A 16151-nucleotide genomic window follows, 5' to 3' on the forward strand; every position below is an offset into this window, starting at 1 on the left:
AAAGGCGGCCCCTTAAAAAGACGGCCGCCTTTTTTGTGCATACTAGTTATTTATCTCAATAATTACGGGGTCAATAAGCCGTTCTCAAATTCTTCAATTCGACTGCGAACTAGAGCTGGCACTGGCCGGGTTGTTTTTGTTTTAGCATCATAGCTGACGTAAATAATTTCGGCTAAAAGAATTGGGTCTGTTTCACCATCTCTAGTAATCATGCAATTCAGGGTCATACTCGTGTTACCTATCTTGGACATTTTACACCAAATGTTCAGCCAGTCATTCAATTCTGCCGACTTTTTAAACTCCAAAGTAGATTTTGCCAGAACAAAATCAAAATCGGCCTCTTCAAAGTCTAACTTCAATCCCTCATGGAAATATTCAGTAACAGCAACATCTATATAAGTCATATAGTGAGCGTTAAAAACAATCTTCTGACCGTCAATTTCAGAATAGCGGACCTTCAGGCGATGTGAAAAACGAAAATCATTAACCATTGTAAACCACCTTTTTTAAATTTTGATAAGGATGATTCCCTCTAATCTATTTATTCTGTTAATTCCTTTCATTTCCTTTTTTTGAAGGTCTTTTTATATATCAAATGATCAAGGAAATTCTAAATTAGGAATTTTTGCATAAATTGAATTAAGAATAATAGGATGTAGTAACCTAGCAAATTGAATAGAGATTGACATCGGTGCCTTAGATGAAGTGTCATACTGCCATCAGGGCACCCTTTTTGCTAATAGGGAGTGGAACTCATGAGGCTACAAAGATTACCTGCCCAAGCCTTGGCAAGTCAGCTGATACCAAATGTTGATGAGGGATTAAGAGAGGCATTGAAGGTTCCGGACCACGTCAAAAGTTTGGGGCTGGTTACCAGCACGAGTGATGATGTCGGCTATACTGCGATTGATGAGGCCACGAAAATGGCCGCAGTGGAAGTCGTATATGCAAAGTCTTTTTATGCCGGGGCCGCACATGCTTCAGGTCCATTATCGGGAGAGTTTATTGGAATTTTAGGAGGGGCTACACCATCTGAAGTGAAGAGCGGCTTGGAGGTAGCTGTAAGGATGATCAATGAGGGTCCGGCTTTTTATGCGGTGGACGAGGCTGGGAATCATGCCTACTTTGCCCATACCATTTCTCGAACGGGTTCGTTTTTATCGAGTTTAGCCGGGATTGAAACGGGGGAATCACTAGCGTATTTAATTGCTCCTCCGCTTGAGGCGATGGTGGGGCTGGATGCAGCGTTGAAGGCTGCAGACGTAAGGATTTGCGTTTTTTATGGCCCGCCGACAGAAACCAACTTTGGCGGGGGGCTTCTGACGGGAAGCCAATCCTCCTGTAAAGCAGCAGCGGAAGTCTTTGCGGACACAATTCAAAAAATAGCTCAGTATCCACATAAGATGTTTTAGGAGAGATGGTTAAAAAAATGAAGGAGGTTCCAAAAATGGGACGAGAAACGTCGGCATTAGGAATGATTGAAACAAAGGGATTGGTGGGAGCGGTTGAGGCTGCGGATGCGATGGTGAAAGCCGCGGATGTTAGTTTGGTAGGGAAGGTTCAGGTCGGGGGCGGGCTTGTAACGGTATTGGTCCGCGGTGATGTTGGTGCTGTCAAGGCTGCTACAGAAGCCGGGGCAGCCGCAGCGTCCAAGGTGGGAGAACTTATTTCCGTCCATGTGATACCAAGGCCACACTCCGATATTGAACTGATTCTCCCGAAACTGGAAGGGCAAAGCATAACGTAAATGGCGGTTGGGAGTGTTAAAAATGGATAAAGGACAGCTGCAGAAATTGGTAGAACGGATTACTCGTGAACTTATCGAACAAGAGACTCCTAGAATAAAAGTCCTGTTTGTATTTTGTGACAGTTCAGCGCACGAGCCCTTTGTTGACCAATTGATGGTCCTAAAAAAACATCCGATAGATTATGATTTTCTGTTACTTGACGGTGAGACATCAGGATGGCTTGGGGGCAGCTATATCCAAGCCACCGGAGCAGGGCAGGTAGTAGCAGCGGACGAGTATGCCAAAGCACCGATTGAGCTGCCAAAGGATTATGATGCCATTGTCATCCCGGAAATCGACTTGGATAACGCCGCCCGTGTCTGTCATGGATTAAAGGGTTCTGTGAAATCGGAAATTATCTTTGCGGCCCTCGTTCTCCAGAAACCGGTCATCGTTGGCGGTGATTCTCCCGGTATCAAACGGGCCGACCGCTGTACCCTAAAAACGCTAGATTTACCGCTCCCACTAAAGAAACGATTTGAGTCCTATAAGCAGGAACTCACCAACCTTGGTATTCGTTTTTTCAAGCAATCCTATATGCATAAAGAAATTATTAGTTTGTTTTTCCAAGAAAAAAAGGACCAACAATCCGGGGGGACCTTTATAGGAAAGGTGTTAACAGTGGAATGGCTTGCTGGGAATCTGGGAATCTCGAAGACATTGAATATTAGGAAAGGGACGATCCTGACACCGTTGGCAAAGGATTTTCTGAAGGAAAAAGGGGTAAAAGTCATTGAAGAGGGGGCGGATGGATGATTCTTGGGAAGGTCATGGGCAGCATTTGGGCTACTCAAAAGGAGGATGGCATGAGCCAACTGAAGCTGCTGATCATTGAGCCTATCAACTGGAAAGGGGAGCCGGCAGGGGCTCCGATTATTGCTGCTGATCGAATTGGAGCCGGCCGCGGTGAACGTGTAATTGTTTCACGGGGCAGTCCGGCAAGGGCTATTTTTTCAAAAAATGCCCCGATCGATGCAGTGGTGGTTGGAATTGTCGATTCCCTTGAGGTAGGAGAAGGGGAAGAATAGCGATTAAAGGTGTGAAGATGGATGGAGAAAAAGCAGCGCGTCATTCAGGAATATGTACCGGGGAAGCAGCTGACATTGGCACACATTATAGCCAATCCTGATGAAGCTTTATATACAAAGCTTGGAATTGGTCAAGCGGGGGCGATTGGAATTTTGACATTGACTCCAACGGAGACCGCCATCATTGCGGCTGATATTGCTACCAAAGCAGCAGATGTCGAGATTGGGTATTTGGACCGCTTTACCGGGTCGCTTGTCATCTGCGGAACGGTCTCTAATGTAGAAATGGCCATCCAAGCTATCAATCAATTCCTGAGCAGGCATTTGAAATTTGAGCCTGCGGAGATCACTAGGTCATGAAAAAAGGGAAAGTGATGTTAATTGGTCCTATTGGGTCAGGAAAATCTACGTTAACCAAACGACTGCTTGAGGACCCGACACCCGCTGTCAAAACACAGGCACTAAACTATATGGATTGGATCATTGACACACCTGGGGAGTATAGTGAAAATCCTTTGTTTTACCGTTCTTTAATCGCGACAGCATTGGAAGCGCGGATTCTCCTAATCATTCAAGACGCAACTCGCCATGAGCAGTTCCTGCCGCCGAATTTTGCGCAGGGATTTCCGTTGATTCCTATTGGTGTCATCACCAAAATAGACCATCCAAATGCGGATTTGGAAAAGGCTGAAAAACTGCTGAGGCAAGTTTTGTCAAATCATTCAATATATAAAATTTCGTCCATCACTCTTTTAGGAATACCGGATTTGAAGGCGGCCCTATTGAATCTTATTTGAATTTTTAGGAGCGGTACAGATAGCGGTCTGGAGGGGTTTTAGATTGGGCATGGAAGCAATAAAAAGTGTCGGCATTGATATTGGCACAAGTACAACGAAATTGATTTTAAGCGAACTGAGGTTAGGGAGGGTGTCGAGCCATTTTGCCCTGCCTCACTTTGATATTATTGATCGAAAGGTCACCTATGAGAGTGACATAATTTCCACTCCTATGAAAAATGGAGATGAAATTGACCTTATGGCATTGGCGGGCTGGCTTGAACAGGAATATCGACGGATTGGATTGTCACTATCGGATATCAAGTCAGGTGCGGTAATCATTACGGGGGAAACGGCGATTAAGAAAAATGCCGATGCGCTGCTGCATTATTTGGCGGAACGGTCCGGGGACTTCGTTGTAGCCATTGCCGGAGCTAGCTTGGAAGGCGTATTGGCTGGACGGGGCTCGGGTTCCTCTGAGTACTCAAAAAAGGTGAAGGGTATTGTCGCCAATATCGATATTGGCGGCGGTACTGCTAACGTTGCCTTTTTTCAGCAAGGTAAAGTGTTGGATACTATAACCTTTCATGTCGGCGGCCGACTGATCGAAATCGATTCTGCCGGTGAAGTCTCGGCGGTATCCCCATCTTTACAGCTTTGGCTTTTTTCTAAAAACTTCTTGGTGGAAAAGGGGATGCGGCTGACATTAAAGCAGCTTTCTGAACTTTCTTCTGTTTTGTGCAAAGACATGCTGGACTGTTTAGTGGGGAAGATGCCCATTGCTGCTGTTAAGTCGTTGGTTCACAGTGCTTCGTCCGAAACACTACCCATGATTGATGAGGTCATGATTTCAGGGGGTGTGGGGAGGCTGGCATTGGAAGTGCCGCCTTCGACATTGGATGATGCGGCGAAATATAACGACATCGGTCCTATTTTGGCTGGAGAACTGATTAAAGCTTTAAAAAACTATCCTCTTTCCGTGGTGGAGGCGGCGCAAACCTCGAGGGCTACGGTCATCGGGGCAGGCATGCAGACAACGAAAATAAGCGGTGCAACGATATCAATTGCTCCTGAGCATCTGCCGCTAAGAAACATCCCAGTTGTTAAAATGAGCTATTCAGATACAGCTTTGGAGCAGTATATTGAACGGTTTTTTTTACAGGGGAAGGAATTATTCCATGGAAATTTTGAAGTGCCGTTTGCGATTAGTTTAGCGGAAATGCCCTATTTGCCTTATTTAAAGCTAAAGGAACTGGCGGAAGTACTTGGGAAGGTCTATACACGGCTTTTTCCTAAGGCAGCAGTCCTTGTCGTAGTCTGCGAAAATGACATGGCTAAAGCCCTGGGGCAGGCGCTGCGACTGCAGTTAGCGGCTGATATGGACGTGATTTGTATTGACCAGGTGGTGGTTGAGCACGGCGACTATATTGATATCGGAGAGCCGTTGAATGATACAATGGTGCCCGTTGTCGTGAAGACGCTGGCGTTTTCCTAACCGGGAATAGCTGGTTGGCGAGTAATACCGGGAAATTGGCGAGTAAAATGGAAAAGCAACGAGTAAATTGGCCGAACTGACAAGTAAAATCGGAAAAACAGGCGAGTAACTCCTCGTTAACCCCTAAAATATGAAAAAGGAACTGGGAGGTGAATTGGAATTTGAAAACCAAAATTACCTTACTTAATAAAACATATGAATTTAATAGCTTAAAAGAGATTCTGGCGAAGGCGAATGAAGAAAAGTCGGGGGACCAACTGGCGGGTATCGCCGCCAATGACGCTCAGGAGCGGCTTGCAGCACGTCACCTCCTGGCTGATTTGACTCTGAGTGATATACGCAATAACCCCGTGCTGCCTCCTGAGGAGGACGAGGTTTCCCGTGTCATCGAAGAATCTATTAATGAAAAAATCTACCAATCTATCGCCAATTGGACTGTCAGCGACCTGCGTGAGAACCTGCTGGCTGAATCTACGGCAAACCAGGAAATTAGCCGGATCCGCCGGGGACTAACGAGTGAAATGGTCGCTGCAGCAGCTAAAATTATGTCCAACTTGGACTTAATTCAAGCAGCATCCAAAATCGAGGTCGTGACACAGTGTAATTATCCGGTTGGCCATAAAGGCACGCTTGCCGGCAGGGCCCAGCCCAATCACCCCACTGATAGTATTCAAGGAATCAGAGCCTCTCTGTATGAAGCGCTCAGTTATGGAATCGGTGATGCAGTTATCGGAATCAACCCAGTTATTGATTCAGCCGAAAGTGTCAAACAAATTTTACAAATGACAAAAGAGGAAATCGATCGCTTTCAAATCCCTACGCAAAACTGTGTGCTTGCGCATGTCACGACCCAGATGCGGGCCATCAAAAATGGTGCGCCGTCCGATCTGCTATTTCAAAGCCTGGCGGGGACGGAGGCCGGTAATACAGCGTTTGGCATCAGCGTTGGACTGCTGGATGAAGCGAATGATTTGATTCAAAAAGAGGGAACGGCAACAGGGCCAAATTTGTGGTATTTCGAGACGGGACAGGGGTCGGAGCTTTCATCAGATGCGCATCATGGGATTGACCAAGTAACGCTCGAAGCCCGCTGTTACGGACTTGCGAAAAAATATAAGCCGTTTATCGTCAACACCGTTGTCGGTTTTATTGGGCCGGAGTATCTTTACAACAGCAAACAGGTCATCAGGGCCGGGCTTGAGGATCATTTTATGGGGAAGCTGCAAGGCATTCCTATGGGAGTCGATGTTTGTTATACAAACCATATGAAAGCTGATCAGAATGATATGGAAAATCTCGCCGTGCTCCTGGGCTCGGCAGGGGTCAATTTTCTTATCGGCGTTCCAATGGCGGATGACTGCATGCTGAATTACCAATCGACCAGCTTTCATGACATTGCATCTGTCAGAAGGGTTCTGGGGTTAAGACCTGCGCCTTTTTTTGAAAAATGGCTTGAGAAGATGGGGATTATGGAGAACGGAATATTAACCAAGCGGGCCGGTGATCCGACACTGTTTATTTAAGGAAAGGAGGGGGAGAGAGTGCAGGAGAATGAGATTGAATTTATTGTTCAAAAAGTAATGGAGGAACTTCAAAGGAAATTCCCCGCTGAAACTAAAACAGAACAAATTGCGAAAACCAATGAAGATGGACTGATATTTACTGAGAATGACTGGAAGACCTCTATTCCGGCAGCTGTATATCAGGAGGGGGTATCTGATTTAATCGCCTCTACGCCGGCCAGGATTGGCGTTTGGCGGACCGGTACAAGGCCGCTAACGAAAACGATGTTAAAGTTGCAGTTCGACCATGCGGCGGCGATTGACGCGGTTGGCGGCGAGGTCCTCGAAAAAACTTTGGCGGAATTTGATTTATTTACCGTTGAAACGTGCTATGAAAACAAGGAAACGTATCTAAAAAGGCCTGATAAAGGGCGCATGTTAACCGATAATGCTGTAAGGACCATTAAGGATAAATGCACCCATCACCCGCAGGTGCAAATTGTCGTCTCTGACGGACTAAGTGCTAGTGCTGTGGAAACCAATTTAAAGGATGTTTATCCGGCCTTACTGGATTCTTTGAAAATCAATAACCTTTCCGCTGGAACCCCGTTTTTTGTCAAAGGAGGCAGGGTAGCTTGCATGGATCATATTGGCGAGATTCTTGAGCCGCAGGTGTTGGTCCTGTTAATCGGCGAACGGCCTGGGCTGGTCTCGGCTAGTTCAATGAGCGCCTATATGTGCTACCGGCCGCGAAAAGGAGTGGTTGAATCCGACCGCAATGTCATTTCGAATATCCACCCGCTTGGTACTCCGCCTGTCGAGGCTGGTGCCCATATCGGTACCGTCCTTAAGAAGATGCTTGAGCAAAAGGTAAGCGGAGTAAAGCTGGAATTATAGTGATCTTTCATCATTCTATTGGGATTTTTTTAGAAAGGAGGTTGGGTGATGGAGGTTGTAATCGGCTTTGCATTAGTAGTCATCACATTAGTGGTCGGTACGGCCATTGGCATGCATGCGAATAAAAATGTAAGGGCCTTTAAAGAAGAAGAACATGAAATTTTTGTTGGAAAGGATGACTTATAATCAGTCAGAAAGGGTGGAACAAATGAAAAACAAAGACCAACAATTGTTGGAGGATAGGAAGCAGCTGAACCGCTATGGCTATGCCCAGGAATTACTGCGGGATATGGGCGGATTTTCCAACTTTGCGATTTCCTTTTCGATTATTTCCATCTTAACAGGGGCTGTTTCTCTCTATGGACATGGATTAACGTACGGCGGTCCAGGTATGATGGGGTTTGGCTGGACGATTGTGGCCTTTTTCGTGATGCTGGTGGCCGCATCACTTGCCGAACTGGCTTCCGCTATTCCAACCGCAGGTGCCCTGTATCACTGGGCCGCAGCTTTAAAGGGCATTCGGATTGGCTGGTACACAGCATGGATTAATTTAATCGGCCAAATTGGAATTGTGGCCGGAATCGACTACTCTTGCGCCTTATTCGCAGACCCGCTCCTAGCAACCGTTTTTGGTTATACCTCTACCGATACCACCACTTTAATTGTCTTTGGCGTTATTCTCCTATTACATGGAATCCTCAATCACGTTGGGATTAAAATCGTCGCAAAATTGAACGACTTTTCAGCCTGGTACCATATGGTCGTTGTCGCCATCCTTGTTGTGAGCTTGGCTTTTTTTACAAAAAATGGCCTCCAGCCAGTCGATTACTTATTCCAGGTAGGGCAAACCTTCTCGGATAAGCCTTATGTTCTGGCCTTTTTAATCGGGTTGTTACAGGCACAATGGACCTTTACTGGTTATGATGCATCTGCCCATACGATTGAAGAAACAGTACACCCGCGCGTCCGCGCTCCATGGGGAATTTACAACTCTGTTGCGTTTTCATTTGTGTTTGGTTTTATCATGCTGGCATTTGTCACGCTTTCCATTCATGATGCTGCCGGTGCGGTGAAATCTGATAATGCTTTTATCTTTGTTATTAGCGAAGCTCTAGGTGGCACCTTTGGAGCAGTCGTGTTATGGCTGGTGACATTTGCGATGTTCTTCTGCGGTCTTTCGTCGATTACTTCCTTTTCGAGGATGATGTATGCTTTCTCAAGGGACAAAGGAATGCCGTTCAGCCGCCATTGGGCGGAAATCAGCCGGAAGTTCCGGACACCGGCAAAGGCGATTTGGCTGTCTGTGATTCTTTCGTTTGTGCTGGCGTTGATTGATTACATTACGAAGCTGGTGAATCCGGATGCAGGTTACTCCACCATCGCTTTCCTGACGGCAGTAAGTGTGGTTGGTTTGTATGTTGCATATGGGATTCCCATCTATCTCAAGCTGCAGGCAGAGGCTAAGGGGATCTTTCAGCCAAAGCATTACGGCCCTTGGAGTCTTGGAAAGTGGAGCAAGCCGATCAATATTCTCAGCATCCTTTGGATTATCTTCATTTCTATCATGATGATCATTCCGCCGAACCAAATGGCTGCCTATGCCTTGGCTGGAATGTTTATCCTGTTAATTATCATGGATTTGACCTATTATAAAAAACACTTCAAAGGCCCACAGGCAGCACTCGAAAAATCAATTGATGAAATTAGAAGATTGGAAGGCGAATTTGAAGATGGGAAACATTAATTAAATAGAGGTCAGGACCTCGTTGCCGTTGTGCCAGGGTCCTGACCTTCAAAGTGTCCTGAATAGAATAAAAAGAAAAGGCGGACCTGCCGCCTTTTGATTCTTTAACCTCTTCTCCGTGATTTAAACACCCACATGTTGCCGTCTTTCCAGCAGCTCTTCGTTTGATGTCTGCCTTGGCCCGTATTTCGCCAGTTTGTGCATTCCAGATTATGCGTTAAGCGTCTTGAAGTTCTTTTTCTGGATGTGCGGCGTCGAGTCGTATTTCTACTGGATGTCATCTTTCGACGACTAGAGGTTCGTCTAGAAGTCCGACTAGAAGTTCTTCTACGGCTAGATGTCCCGCGATGACGGCCTGGATCCATAAACATGAAATCCCCGAACCCGCCGCGTCCTACATCTTCAGCAGCTCTTTGAATATCCTCCGGAGAAAATTCTCTTTCTTCCATTTGAAGCACCTCCTTTTTTTACAGAAAAGGGAGTACGAAATGAATTGTGCATTTTCTTAACACCCACTCCTCTTTTAACAATTTACGAATGGATGCTTGTCTTGGTCTCGGACAATAGCCTATTAAAGGAAAAAATCAATTAACCGTGACATCCCTTTTACTCCATCATAGGTATAGAAGGAGGGGGGATAGGGAATGGACGAAGCCGCAAAACTGCCAAACTATAAACTTTTTATAAAACCGAGCGACTTAAAGGAGCTTAGAAGGGATATATGGGTGGATATGCCAATCCCCGCACAGCTAAATATTGATGGAAAAAGATTAGAGGTAGATGTCAGTTACCGGGGTTCCCATATACGTGATTTTTCTAAAAAATCGTATTATGTTTCTTTTTATAAACCTAAAAAATTCAAAGGCTCCAGTGAAATTCATATAAATGCAGAGTATAAGGACCCATCACTTATCCGCAATAAATTATCCTTCGATTTCTTTTCTCAGATTGGTGTCCTAGCACCATATTCCCAGCATGTCTTTTTGACCCTTAACGGCAAACCGGAAGGAATATATTTGGAAATCGAATCGGTGGATGAAAATTTTTTAAGAAGAAGAAACCTTCCCGCTGGTAGCATTTATTACGCCATTGATGGCGATGCGAATTTTTCATTGATGAGTGATTTGGATAAAGCCGTGAAAAAATCATTGAAATCAGGCTATGAAAAGAAGTTTGGGAAGGCGTCCGAGGATAAGTTTTTAGAAAGGTTTATTTATAACATTAATACGATTCCTAGAAGTGAATTTGAAAGGGGAATTATTAAATATATTGATGTTGAAAAATACTTGCGGTGGATTGCGGGCATCATCTTTACGTCCAACTATGATGGTTTTGTCCATAATTATTCGCTTTACCGAAACGGTGAAACAGGGCTATTCGAGGTGATGCCATGGGATTACGATGCCACCTGGGGAAGAGATGTTAACGGGAAGATGATGGAGGCGGATTATGTTCCGCTTCAGGGCTATAATACGTTAACGGCAAGAATTTTGGATGTGGATTCGTTCCGAAAGCAGTATCAAAAGCTGCTTGTCGAAATTATGAATCAGCAGTTTACATTGGAATTTATGGTGCCTAGAGTTGAAAAGTTGCTTGGAATAATACGGCCCTATGTCCTCCAGGACCCCTACAAAAAGGACTCGATCACACAATTTGACCAGGAACTTCGGGTAATCACTGAATACATCCTTGAACGAAGAAAATATATCCAAAGCGAAATAGTAAAGCTTAACTAAATTAGGCAGCAGCCTTTATGATGCGGTGTTTTTAAAGAGGCTGGGACATAACTAGTTTCTATAAATAAAAAACGTGAAATCGCAGCGGTGATTTCACGTTTTTTATTTTATCTCTAATCTAAGTGGACAAGATCTTACGATCTTGCCGCATATTTTCTTAAGTTTACGGCCATTAATGCAAAGCCGATGTCGTTTTCAACTTTCGATTTTCCACGTACAGAAAATCGAGTGAAACCTAAATTAGCCTTCAGAAATCCAAAAATTGGTTCCACGTCAATTTTACGTTGACGATAAATAGCACCAGTTTTTTCATCTGAAAGCTTCTCTCTTATATATTCTTTTTGTTTTTCCCACTTCTCATTTATCATAAGCTTACGGTTCTTTCCTTCTTGCGCCTTCGTACAGTTTACTCGAAGTGGACAATTCGTACAGTCTTCACATTCATAAATTTTAAACGTGCGCTGGAACCCTGATTTATCTGTTCTATTCGAATGATATTGAAACCTTACTTGTTTTCCGTTCGGACAGGTATAGGCATCGATTTCTTCATCATAGAACCAATTGCTCGTTTTAAAAGGATCCTTTTTAGATTTTTTCTTTTGTTCATTTAAGTAGTGACCGTATGTAATCAGCGGTGTACGTTTGCGCTTTGTTAGTATGTCATCGTAATTTTGTTCGCTGCCATATCCTGCATCTGCGACGATATGTTCAGGCAATGAAAAATATTGCTCAATTTGATTGAGAAATGGCGTAAGTGTTTTTGTATCCGTTGGATTAGAAAAAATACCGTAGGCAAGTGTATATTGTCCTTCAGACGCTATTTGAAGATTATAACCAGGCTTTAATTGCCCGTTTTTCATATAATCATCCTTCATTCGCATGAATGTCGCATCGGGGTCTGTTTTCGAATAACTATTCCGTTTGCCAAAGATCTCGAAATCTTTTTGATATCTCTGCTTTCGTTCAATCAAATTAGAGATCTGTTTCGCGATTTGTTTAGGTGTTTTTCGTTCGCTACGCAACTTTTTGCGTTCATTGACATCACTAGAATTCTCAATTTGTTCCGTATATTCTTCGATGACTTCCTCTAGCTTTTTAGTGATTTGAGATAGTTCTTCCATTGAAAGTTGTTCGTTATTTTCTCGTGTTATTTCAGGGATAATTTGTTTTTCAAGCAACTCATTATAAATCTGATTAGACTTCTCCACCAAATTCGTATTATATTTTTCAACGGATTTCTTCCATACAAATGTGAATTTATTAGCGTTCGCTTCGATTTTTGTACCATCAATAAAAATCGCTTCTTGATCGATTAGCTTTTCCTGCACAAGTTGGCAGCGAAACTGAACAAAACATTGACGAATCAATTCTTTCATTTCTGGATGTACACGGTAACGATTGATTGTACGGTAACTTGGTTCATAGCCCTGAGCTAGCCACATCATACGGATACTATCTTTCACCAGACCCTCAATTTTTCTGCCTGAAAAGGCAGATTGCGTGTAACCACATAAAATAATCTTAAGCATCATGCGTGGGTGATGAGCAGGACAACCGGTATGTCGTAGGAAAGAGTCGAAGACTCCTGCAGGAATACTCTCTACTAAATGGTGAATTGAGAAAGCAATATCATTTTCTTGTAATTTAACTTCTAAATCTAAAGGTAAAATCAGTTGATTCATGTTATAATCTTTAAACATAAGGACACTTCTTTCTGATTTGATTTTGGTAGGGGTACTTAAATTTTATCAGAAGATGTCCTTTTTGTTATGAAAAAAATTAAAGCCTGTGAAATTTTACTGCTCGTAAAATTTCACAGGCTTTTTCGGTTCTAGAGGGGGTTTTGTCCCAGCCTCTTTATGAATTTAAAGGTAAACTTTCCGTCCTTCCCTCCTTCCTTAAAGAATTTATACCTATTAGCGGAACCTTTTAGGATAAAAAACGTAATACATGTGGAAATGAAAAAATGGAGGATTATAATGGAAGTTTGGATAAAAGATTTTATTGAAAGCTATGGTTACATAGGGGTATTTTTGCTGATAGCTCTTGAAAATATTTTCCCGCCCATTCCTTCAGAGGTCATCCTGACCTTTGGCGGTTATATGACCTTGGATACCAGTTTGAACGTTACGGGGGTCATTATTGCCTCAACCTTGGGTTCTGTTCTTGGAGCGGTAATTTTATATCGGCTCGGAAATTTTTTGGATGTGGAACGGTTTGACAGAATCATTAACCGGTACGGAAAATTGTTACGACTAAAAAAGGAAGATTTATACCGCGCCAATGCCTGGTTTAATAAATATGGTATTTGGACGGTTTTCCTGTGTAGGTTTATTCCACTAATTCGCAGTTTGATTTCAATCCCCGCTGGAATGGCCAACATGAATTTCTCCCTTTTCCTTATTTTCACAACCATTGGTACACTGATTTGGAATACTATCCTGATTCATCTAGGTGCAAGCTTGGGCGAGAATTGGGAACTTATTACGGAAAAAATGGACAATTTCTCTAACGTAATTTACGGGATTCTTTTCGGCCTATTAATGGTGGGAGTCATCACGCTAATAAGGAAAAGTTTAAAGTCAAAAAAAATATAATGGTAGTTTCCGTGAAAAATATAAAAATGACGTCGATGCCTTAACCGTTCTAGGAGAATTTAAACAGAAATTGATTTATATCGAAATTACTCTGAATATTATGGTTATGTATTCTATATATTGCAAAAAAAGTAAGGAGGCCGATAAATTAGCCTCCTTATTTTACTGTGAAAAGAAGAAAGGAACAATTTCTTAGACTGCCTCGCCTGCTGGTGATAATTATTTATATTCATGGAGGAAAAAATTAACTTTTCTCGAACAATATTATCGTATTAAACTATGATTTTGAAGGTGGGCGAAAAAATGACTCTTGAACCGCAAACAAAGTTTTTATTAGACCAGTTAAAAGCTCTAGGCGCACCGCCGCTCGAAACTTTAACCCCGCAAAAGGCAAGAATGGGTTCCAAGTTTCCTCAAGGGGAAGTTGAGGAAGTAGGCAAGGTGGAAAACCGGACCATTCCTGGCCCTTCGGCAGATATTCCTGTAAGGGTTTACTATCCGAAGGAAGAACAGTCAAGCTATCCTGCGTTGGTTTTTTATCATGGCGGAGGCTGGGTAATCTGCGATCTTGATACCCATGATAATATTTGCCGGGCCCTCACCAATAGCGCTGGCTGCGTTACGATTTCCGTTGATTATCGCCTAGCGCCTGAACATAAGTTCCCGGCTGCAGTGGAAGACTCCTACACAGCAGTACAATATGTTTACGACCATGCCGAAGACTTTATGGTGGATCGCACGCGGATGGCTGTTGGCGGTGACAGTGCTGGTGGAAACCTCGCTGCTGTTATTAGTCATCTTGCAAAAGAGAAAAACACCCCGCCTATTTGTTTCCAGCTTTTGATGTATCCTAGTACCAACACTGGCGGAGAGCCGACAGGTTCCATGGTGGAAAATGCTTACGGCTATTTTCTAGAAAAGGGAACTATGGAATGGTTCCGCGATTGTTATTTTAACAGTGAAGAAGACAAGAAAAACCCGTTAGTTTCACCTGCTCTTAACGAGGATTTCAAAGGGCTGCCGCCAGCACTTGTGATTACAGCTGAATATGACCCGTTACGTGACGAAGGGGAAGAGTATGGTAAAAAATTAGCTGATTCTGGTGTGGAAGTAGAAACAATCCGTTACGACGGCACCATCCACGGCTTTATCAGCATGGCAGCAGTACTAAACGTAGGAAAAGCGGCCTTGGAAAAATCCGGGGAAGCCTTAAAAATAGCATTCAGTAAATAAAATACCTAAAAGTGTCTGGGCCTTTACAACCCAGGCACTTTTTAAAATTAAAAATAGCAAAATGGAAAAAGAACATTTATAATATATTTTGCGGAATTTTGTGTAAGTTATTATAATCTACATATCCATATACAAAGAGGCAATCCGGTTAAAAAGGATGCCTCTTTTTAGTACTGCGTATCTTTTAATCTGCCAAAAAAAATGATGGGAATAACAAGTTAATGAATAGGGAATTCAATTTGTTCAGTCAGTTCAGAAAAGTCAATGAATGGGTTCCGATTTCCTTGGATATGGTAAATGGTTTGATTGCGATGCATTTCATAAAGTCCTACTGGAAAAGTCTTGTGCCACTTGATTAAAGTGGAGAGGTCTATCTCAATTCGAAAAGCTTTTTTGATTGCCTTCGGATAGCGGAGCAAGAAATACAGCATTGCCCTTGCTGCTGTCCCTTTGCCATGCTCAGGCTCAAATCTTCCCCCGACTGCGAGTCCGCAATTATTTTGAACCAGTTCTTCCGGTGATTCGGGATGGAAATTGGGTAAATCTGAGTAAGGGAAATTGGAGCGGGTAATATTACATTCCGGGTCGCAAACAAACAAATGATGCAAATCGCCCTTCATCGGTTCGAGGGCCCCGAACCATGATTGGGGGACAATATGTTCCGTGTTAACTTTTAATTTTCGTTCATAGGCTTTCAATTGGTGAAGCGTTTCGAATTCCTTTTGCTTAATTTTTCGAAGAAATTCCTGAAATTCTTCATATTTTTCTGTGATGATTTGATAATCCTGAATAATGATGGTTTCAGGATTCTTTTTTTCACTGGAGTAAATACTTTTTACGCTGCCGTCTGGGTGCAGGTCTACCCAGGTATATAGATATAAATCTTTACTGATAAAATAGGGGATTCGATTTTTATGGGTTTTTGTTAGTAATTCATTGTATTTATAAAATAATGTGGTGCCATTAAGGTCATGTTGCGCGATTGTTTGATAGTATTTTTCAATATCAAGCAGATCTTGTGTTTCATCGTAATAAAGGTCTTTGTCTTCCCGTATTTTTCGCTTGTTATCTCGCAAAAAAGCCAATTGTTTATGCAAATCAAAAAAATTCGAAGTGCTATCCTTAATGACTTTTTTCTTTTTTGACATCTAAATCTCACTCCAGAGAAAAGAATTTATCTTTCAAATTCATTATATAATGATATCTCCGGCAAAACGGGTATAATTTGAAATTTTGTGTTAACAGGGATAGGTTATGGTTCGGGTGGCTGAATTTTTTTAAAGTGAATTATTATTTTAGAAAAATATTTTTGTTTTGTAAATTGAGTGTTATAAAAGTGGCTCTCAAAAGCAATTA

The 16151-nt window shown here is 42.8% G+C and carries 17 protein-coding genes and 1 pseudogene; 14 read left to right on the forward strand and 4 right to left on the reverse strand.

The genetic code is table 11. The annotated features are described in order from the left end of the window. Positions 1-62 precede the first annotated feature (62 nt). Entirely contained in the window at positions 63-491 is a 429-nt protein-coding gene (locus KHA99_RS29190) for an acyl-CoA thioesterase (protein WP_213121008.1), read from the reverse strand. A gap of 264 nt (positions 492-755) precedes the next feature. Here KHA99_RS29190 and eutL point away from each other — a divergent pair, with 264 nt between their 5' ends. From eutL to KHA99_RS29245, 11 genes are all read left to right on the forward strand, one after another. After that, complete coding sequence (gene eutL, locus KHA99_RS29195; RefSeq protein ID WP_213121009.1) at positions 756-1412, forward strand: ethanolamine utilization microcompartment protein EutL; 657 nt, start codon at positions 756-758, stop codon at positions 1410-1412. A 35-nt stretch (positions 1413-1447) separates the two neighbouring features. Continuing rightward, positions 1448-1747: a BMC domain-containing protein gene (locus KHA99_RS29200; RefSeq protein ID WP_213121010.1), complete on the forward strand. Its 300-nt coding sequence runs from the start codon at positions 1448-1450 to the stop codon at positions 1745-1747. 22 nt (positions 1748-1769) lie between these two features. Continuing rightward, a complete protein-coding gene (locus KHA99_RS29205) occupies positions 1770-2543 on the forward strand; it encodes a hypothetical protein (RefSeq protein ID WP_213121011.1) in 774 nt (257 codons plus the stop codon). Next, positions 2540-2815: a EutN/CcmL family microcompartment protein gene (locus tag KHA99_RS29210; protein WP_213121012.1), complete on the forward strand. Its 276-nt coding sequence runs from the start codon at positions 2540-2542 to the stop codon at positions 2813-2815. Before KHA99_RS29205 ends, KHA99_RS29210 begins: the two co-directional genes overlap by 4 nt. Positions 2816-2836: 21 nt before the next feature. Further along, a complete protein-coding gene (gene eutS / locus KHA99_RS29215; RefSeq protein WP_213121013.1) occupies positions 2837-3175 on the forward strand; it encodes an ethanolamine utilization microcompartment protein EutS in 339 nt (112 codons plus the stop codon). Beyond that, on the forward strand, positions 3172-3612 hold the full coding sequence (locus KHA99_RS29220; RefSeq protein WP_213121014.1) for a EutP/PduV family microcompartment system protein: 441 nt from the start codon (positions 3172-3174) through the stop codon (positions 3610-3612). The genes eutS and KHA99_RS29220 overlap by 4 nt, the downstream gene beginning before the upstream one ends. Before the next feature lie 49 nt (positions 3613-3661). After that, the gene (locus tag KHA99_RS29225) at positions 3662-5086 is read left to right on the forward strand and encodes an ethanolamine ammonia-lyase reactivating factor EutA (RefSeq protein WP_249367015.1); all 1425 of its coding nucleotides are present in this window, start codon (positions 3662-3664) and stop codon (positions 5084-5086) included. Positions 5087-5247: 161 nt separating this feature from the next. Continuing rightward, positions 5248-6609, forward strand: coding sequence for an ethanolamine ammonia-lyase subunit EutB (locus KHA99_RS29230; RefSeq protein WP_213121016.1), 1362 nt, complete (start codon positions 5248-5250; stop codon positions 6607-6609). Between the two features lie 18 nt (positions 6610-6627). Further along, complete coding sequence (eutC, locus tag KHA99_RS29235; protein WP_372447648.1) at positions 6628-7485, forward strand: ethanolamine ammonia-lyase subunit EutC; 858 nt, start codon at positions 6628-6630, stop codon at positions 7483-7485. Between the two features lie 48 nt (positions 7486-7533). Further along, entirely contained in the window at positions 7534-7671 is a 138-nt protein-coding gene (locus KHA99_RS29240; RefSeq protein WP_213121017.1) for a hypothetical protein, read from the forward strand. A 22-nt stretch (positions 7672-7693) separates the two neighbouring features. Then, a complete protein-coding gene (locus KHA99_RS29245; protein ID WP_213121018.1) occupies positions 7694-9229 on the forward strand; it encodes an amino acid permease in 1536 nt (511 codons plus the stop codon). Between the two features lie 104 nt (positions 9230-9333). On the opposite strand, the gene KHA99_RS29250 is transcribed toward KHA99_RS29245, so the two are convergent. Next, positions 9334-9678 carry a CotG/ExsB N-terminal domain-containing protein gene (locus KHA99_RS29250; RefSeq protein WP_213121019.1) on the reverse strand — a complete coding sequence of 115 codons (345 nt, stop codon included), beginning with the start codon at positions 9676-9678 and terminating at the stop codon, positions 9334-9336. Positions 9679-9873: 195 nt separating this feature from the next. Here KHA99_RS29250 and KHA99_RS29255 point away from each other — a divergent pair, with 195 nt between their 5' ends. Continuing rightward, positions 9874-10965: a CotH kinase family protein gene (locus KHA99_RS29255; RefSeq protein WP_213121020.1), complete on the forward strand. Its 1092-nt coding sequence runs from the start codon at positions 9874-9876 to the stop codon at positions 10963-10965. A 143-nt stretch (positions 10966-11108) separates the two neighbouring features. On the opposite strand, the pseudogene KHA99_RS29260 reads toward KHA99_RS29255, so the two are convergent. Continuing rightward, positions 11109-12665 (reverse strand): annotated as a pseudogene (locus KHA99_RS29260) (IS1182 family transposase); the annotation flags it as partial. Between the two features lie 279 nt (positions 12666-12944). Between KHA99_RS29260 and KHA99_RS29265 the strand changes: the two are divergent. Both KHA99_RS29265 and lipP1 read left to right on the forward strand, forming a co-directional pair. After that, complete coding sequence (locus KHA99_RS29265) at positions 12945-13562, forward strand: DedA family protein (RefSeq protein WP_213121021.1); 618 nt, start codon at positions 12945-12947, stop codon at positions 13560-13562. 303 nt (positions 13563-13865) lie between these two features. Next, entirely contained in the window at positions 13866-14795 is a 930-nt protein-coding gene (gene lipP1 / locus KHA99_RS29270) for a LipP1 family hormone-sensitive lipase (protein WP_213121022.1), read from the forward strand. Positions 14796-15013: 218 nt separating this feature from the next. Here lipP1 and KHA99_RS29275 read toward each other — a convergent pair whose 3' ends face one another. Continuing rightward, a complete protein-coding gene (locus tag KHA99_RS29275; RefSeq protein ID WP_213121023.1) occupies positions 15014-15943 on the reverse strand; it encodes an endonuclease I family protein in 930 nt (309 codons plus the stop codon). Positions 15944-16151: the final 208 nt, after the last annotated feature.

It is taken from the genome of Neobacillus rhizophilus, from assembly GCF_018343535.1.
Lineage (GTDB): Bacteria > Bacillota > Bacilli > Bacillales > Cytobacillaceae > Neobacillus > Neobacillus rhizophilus.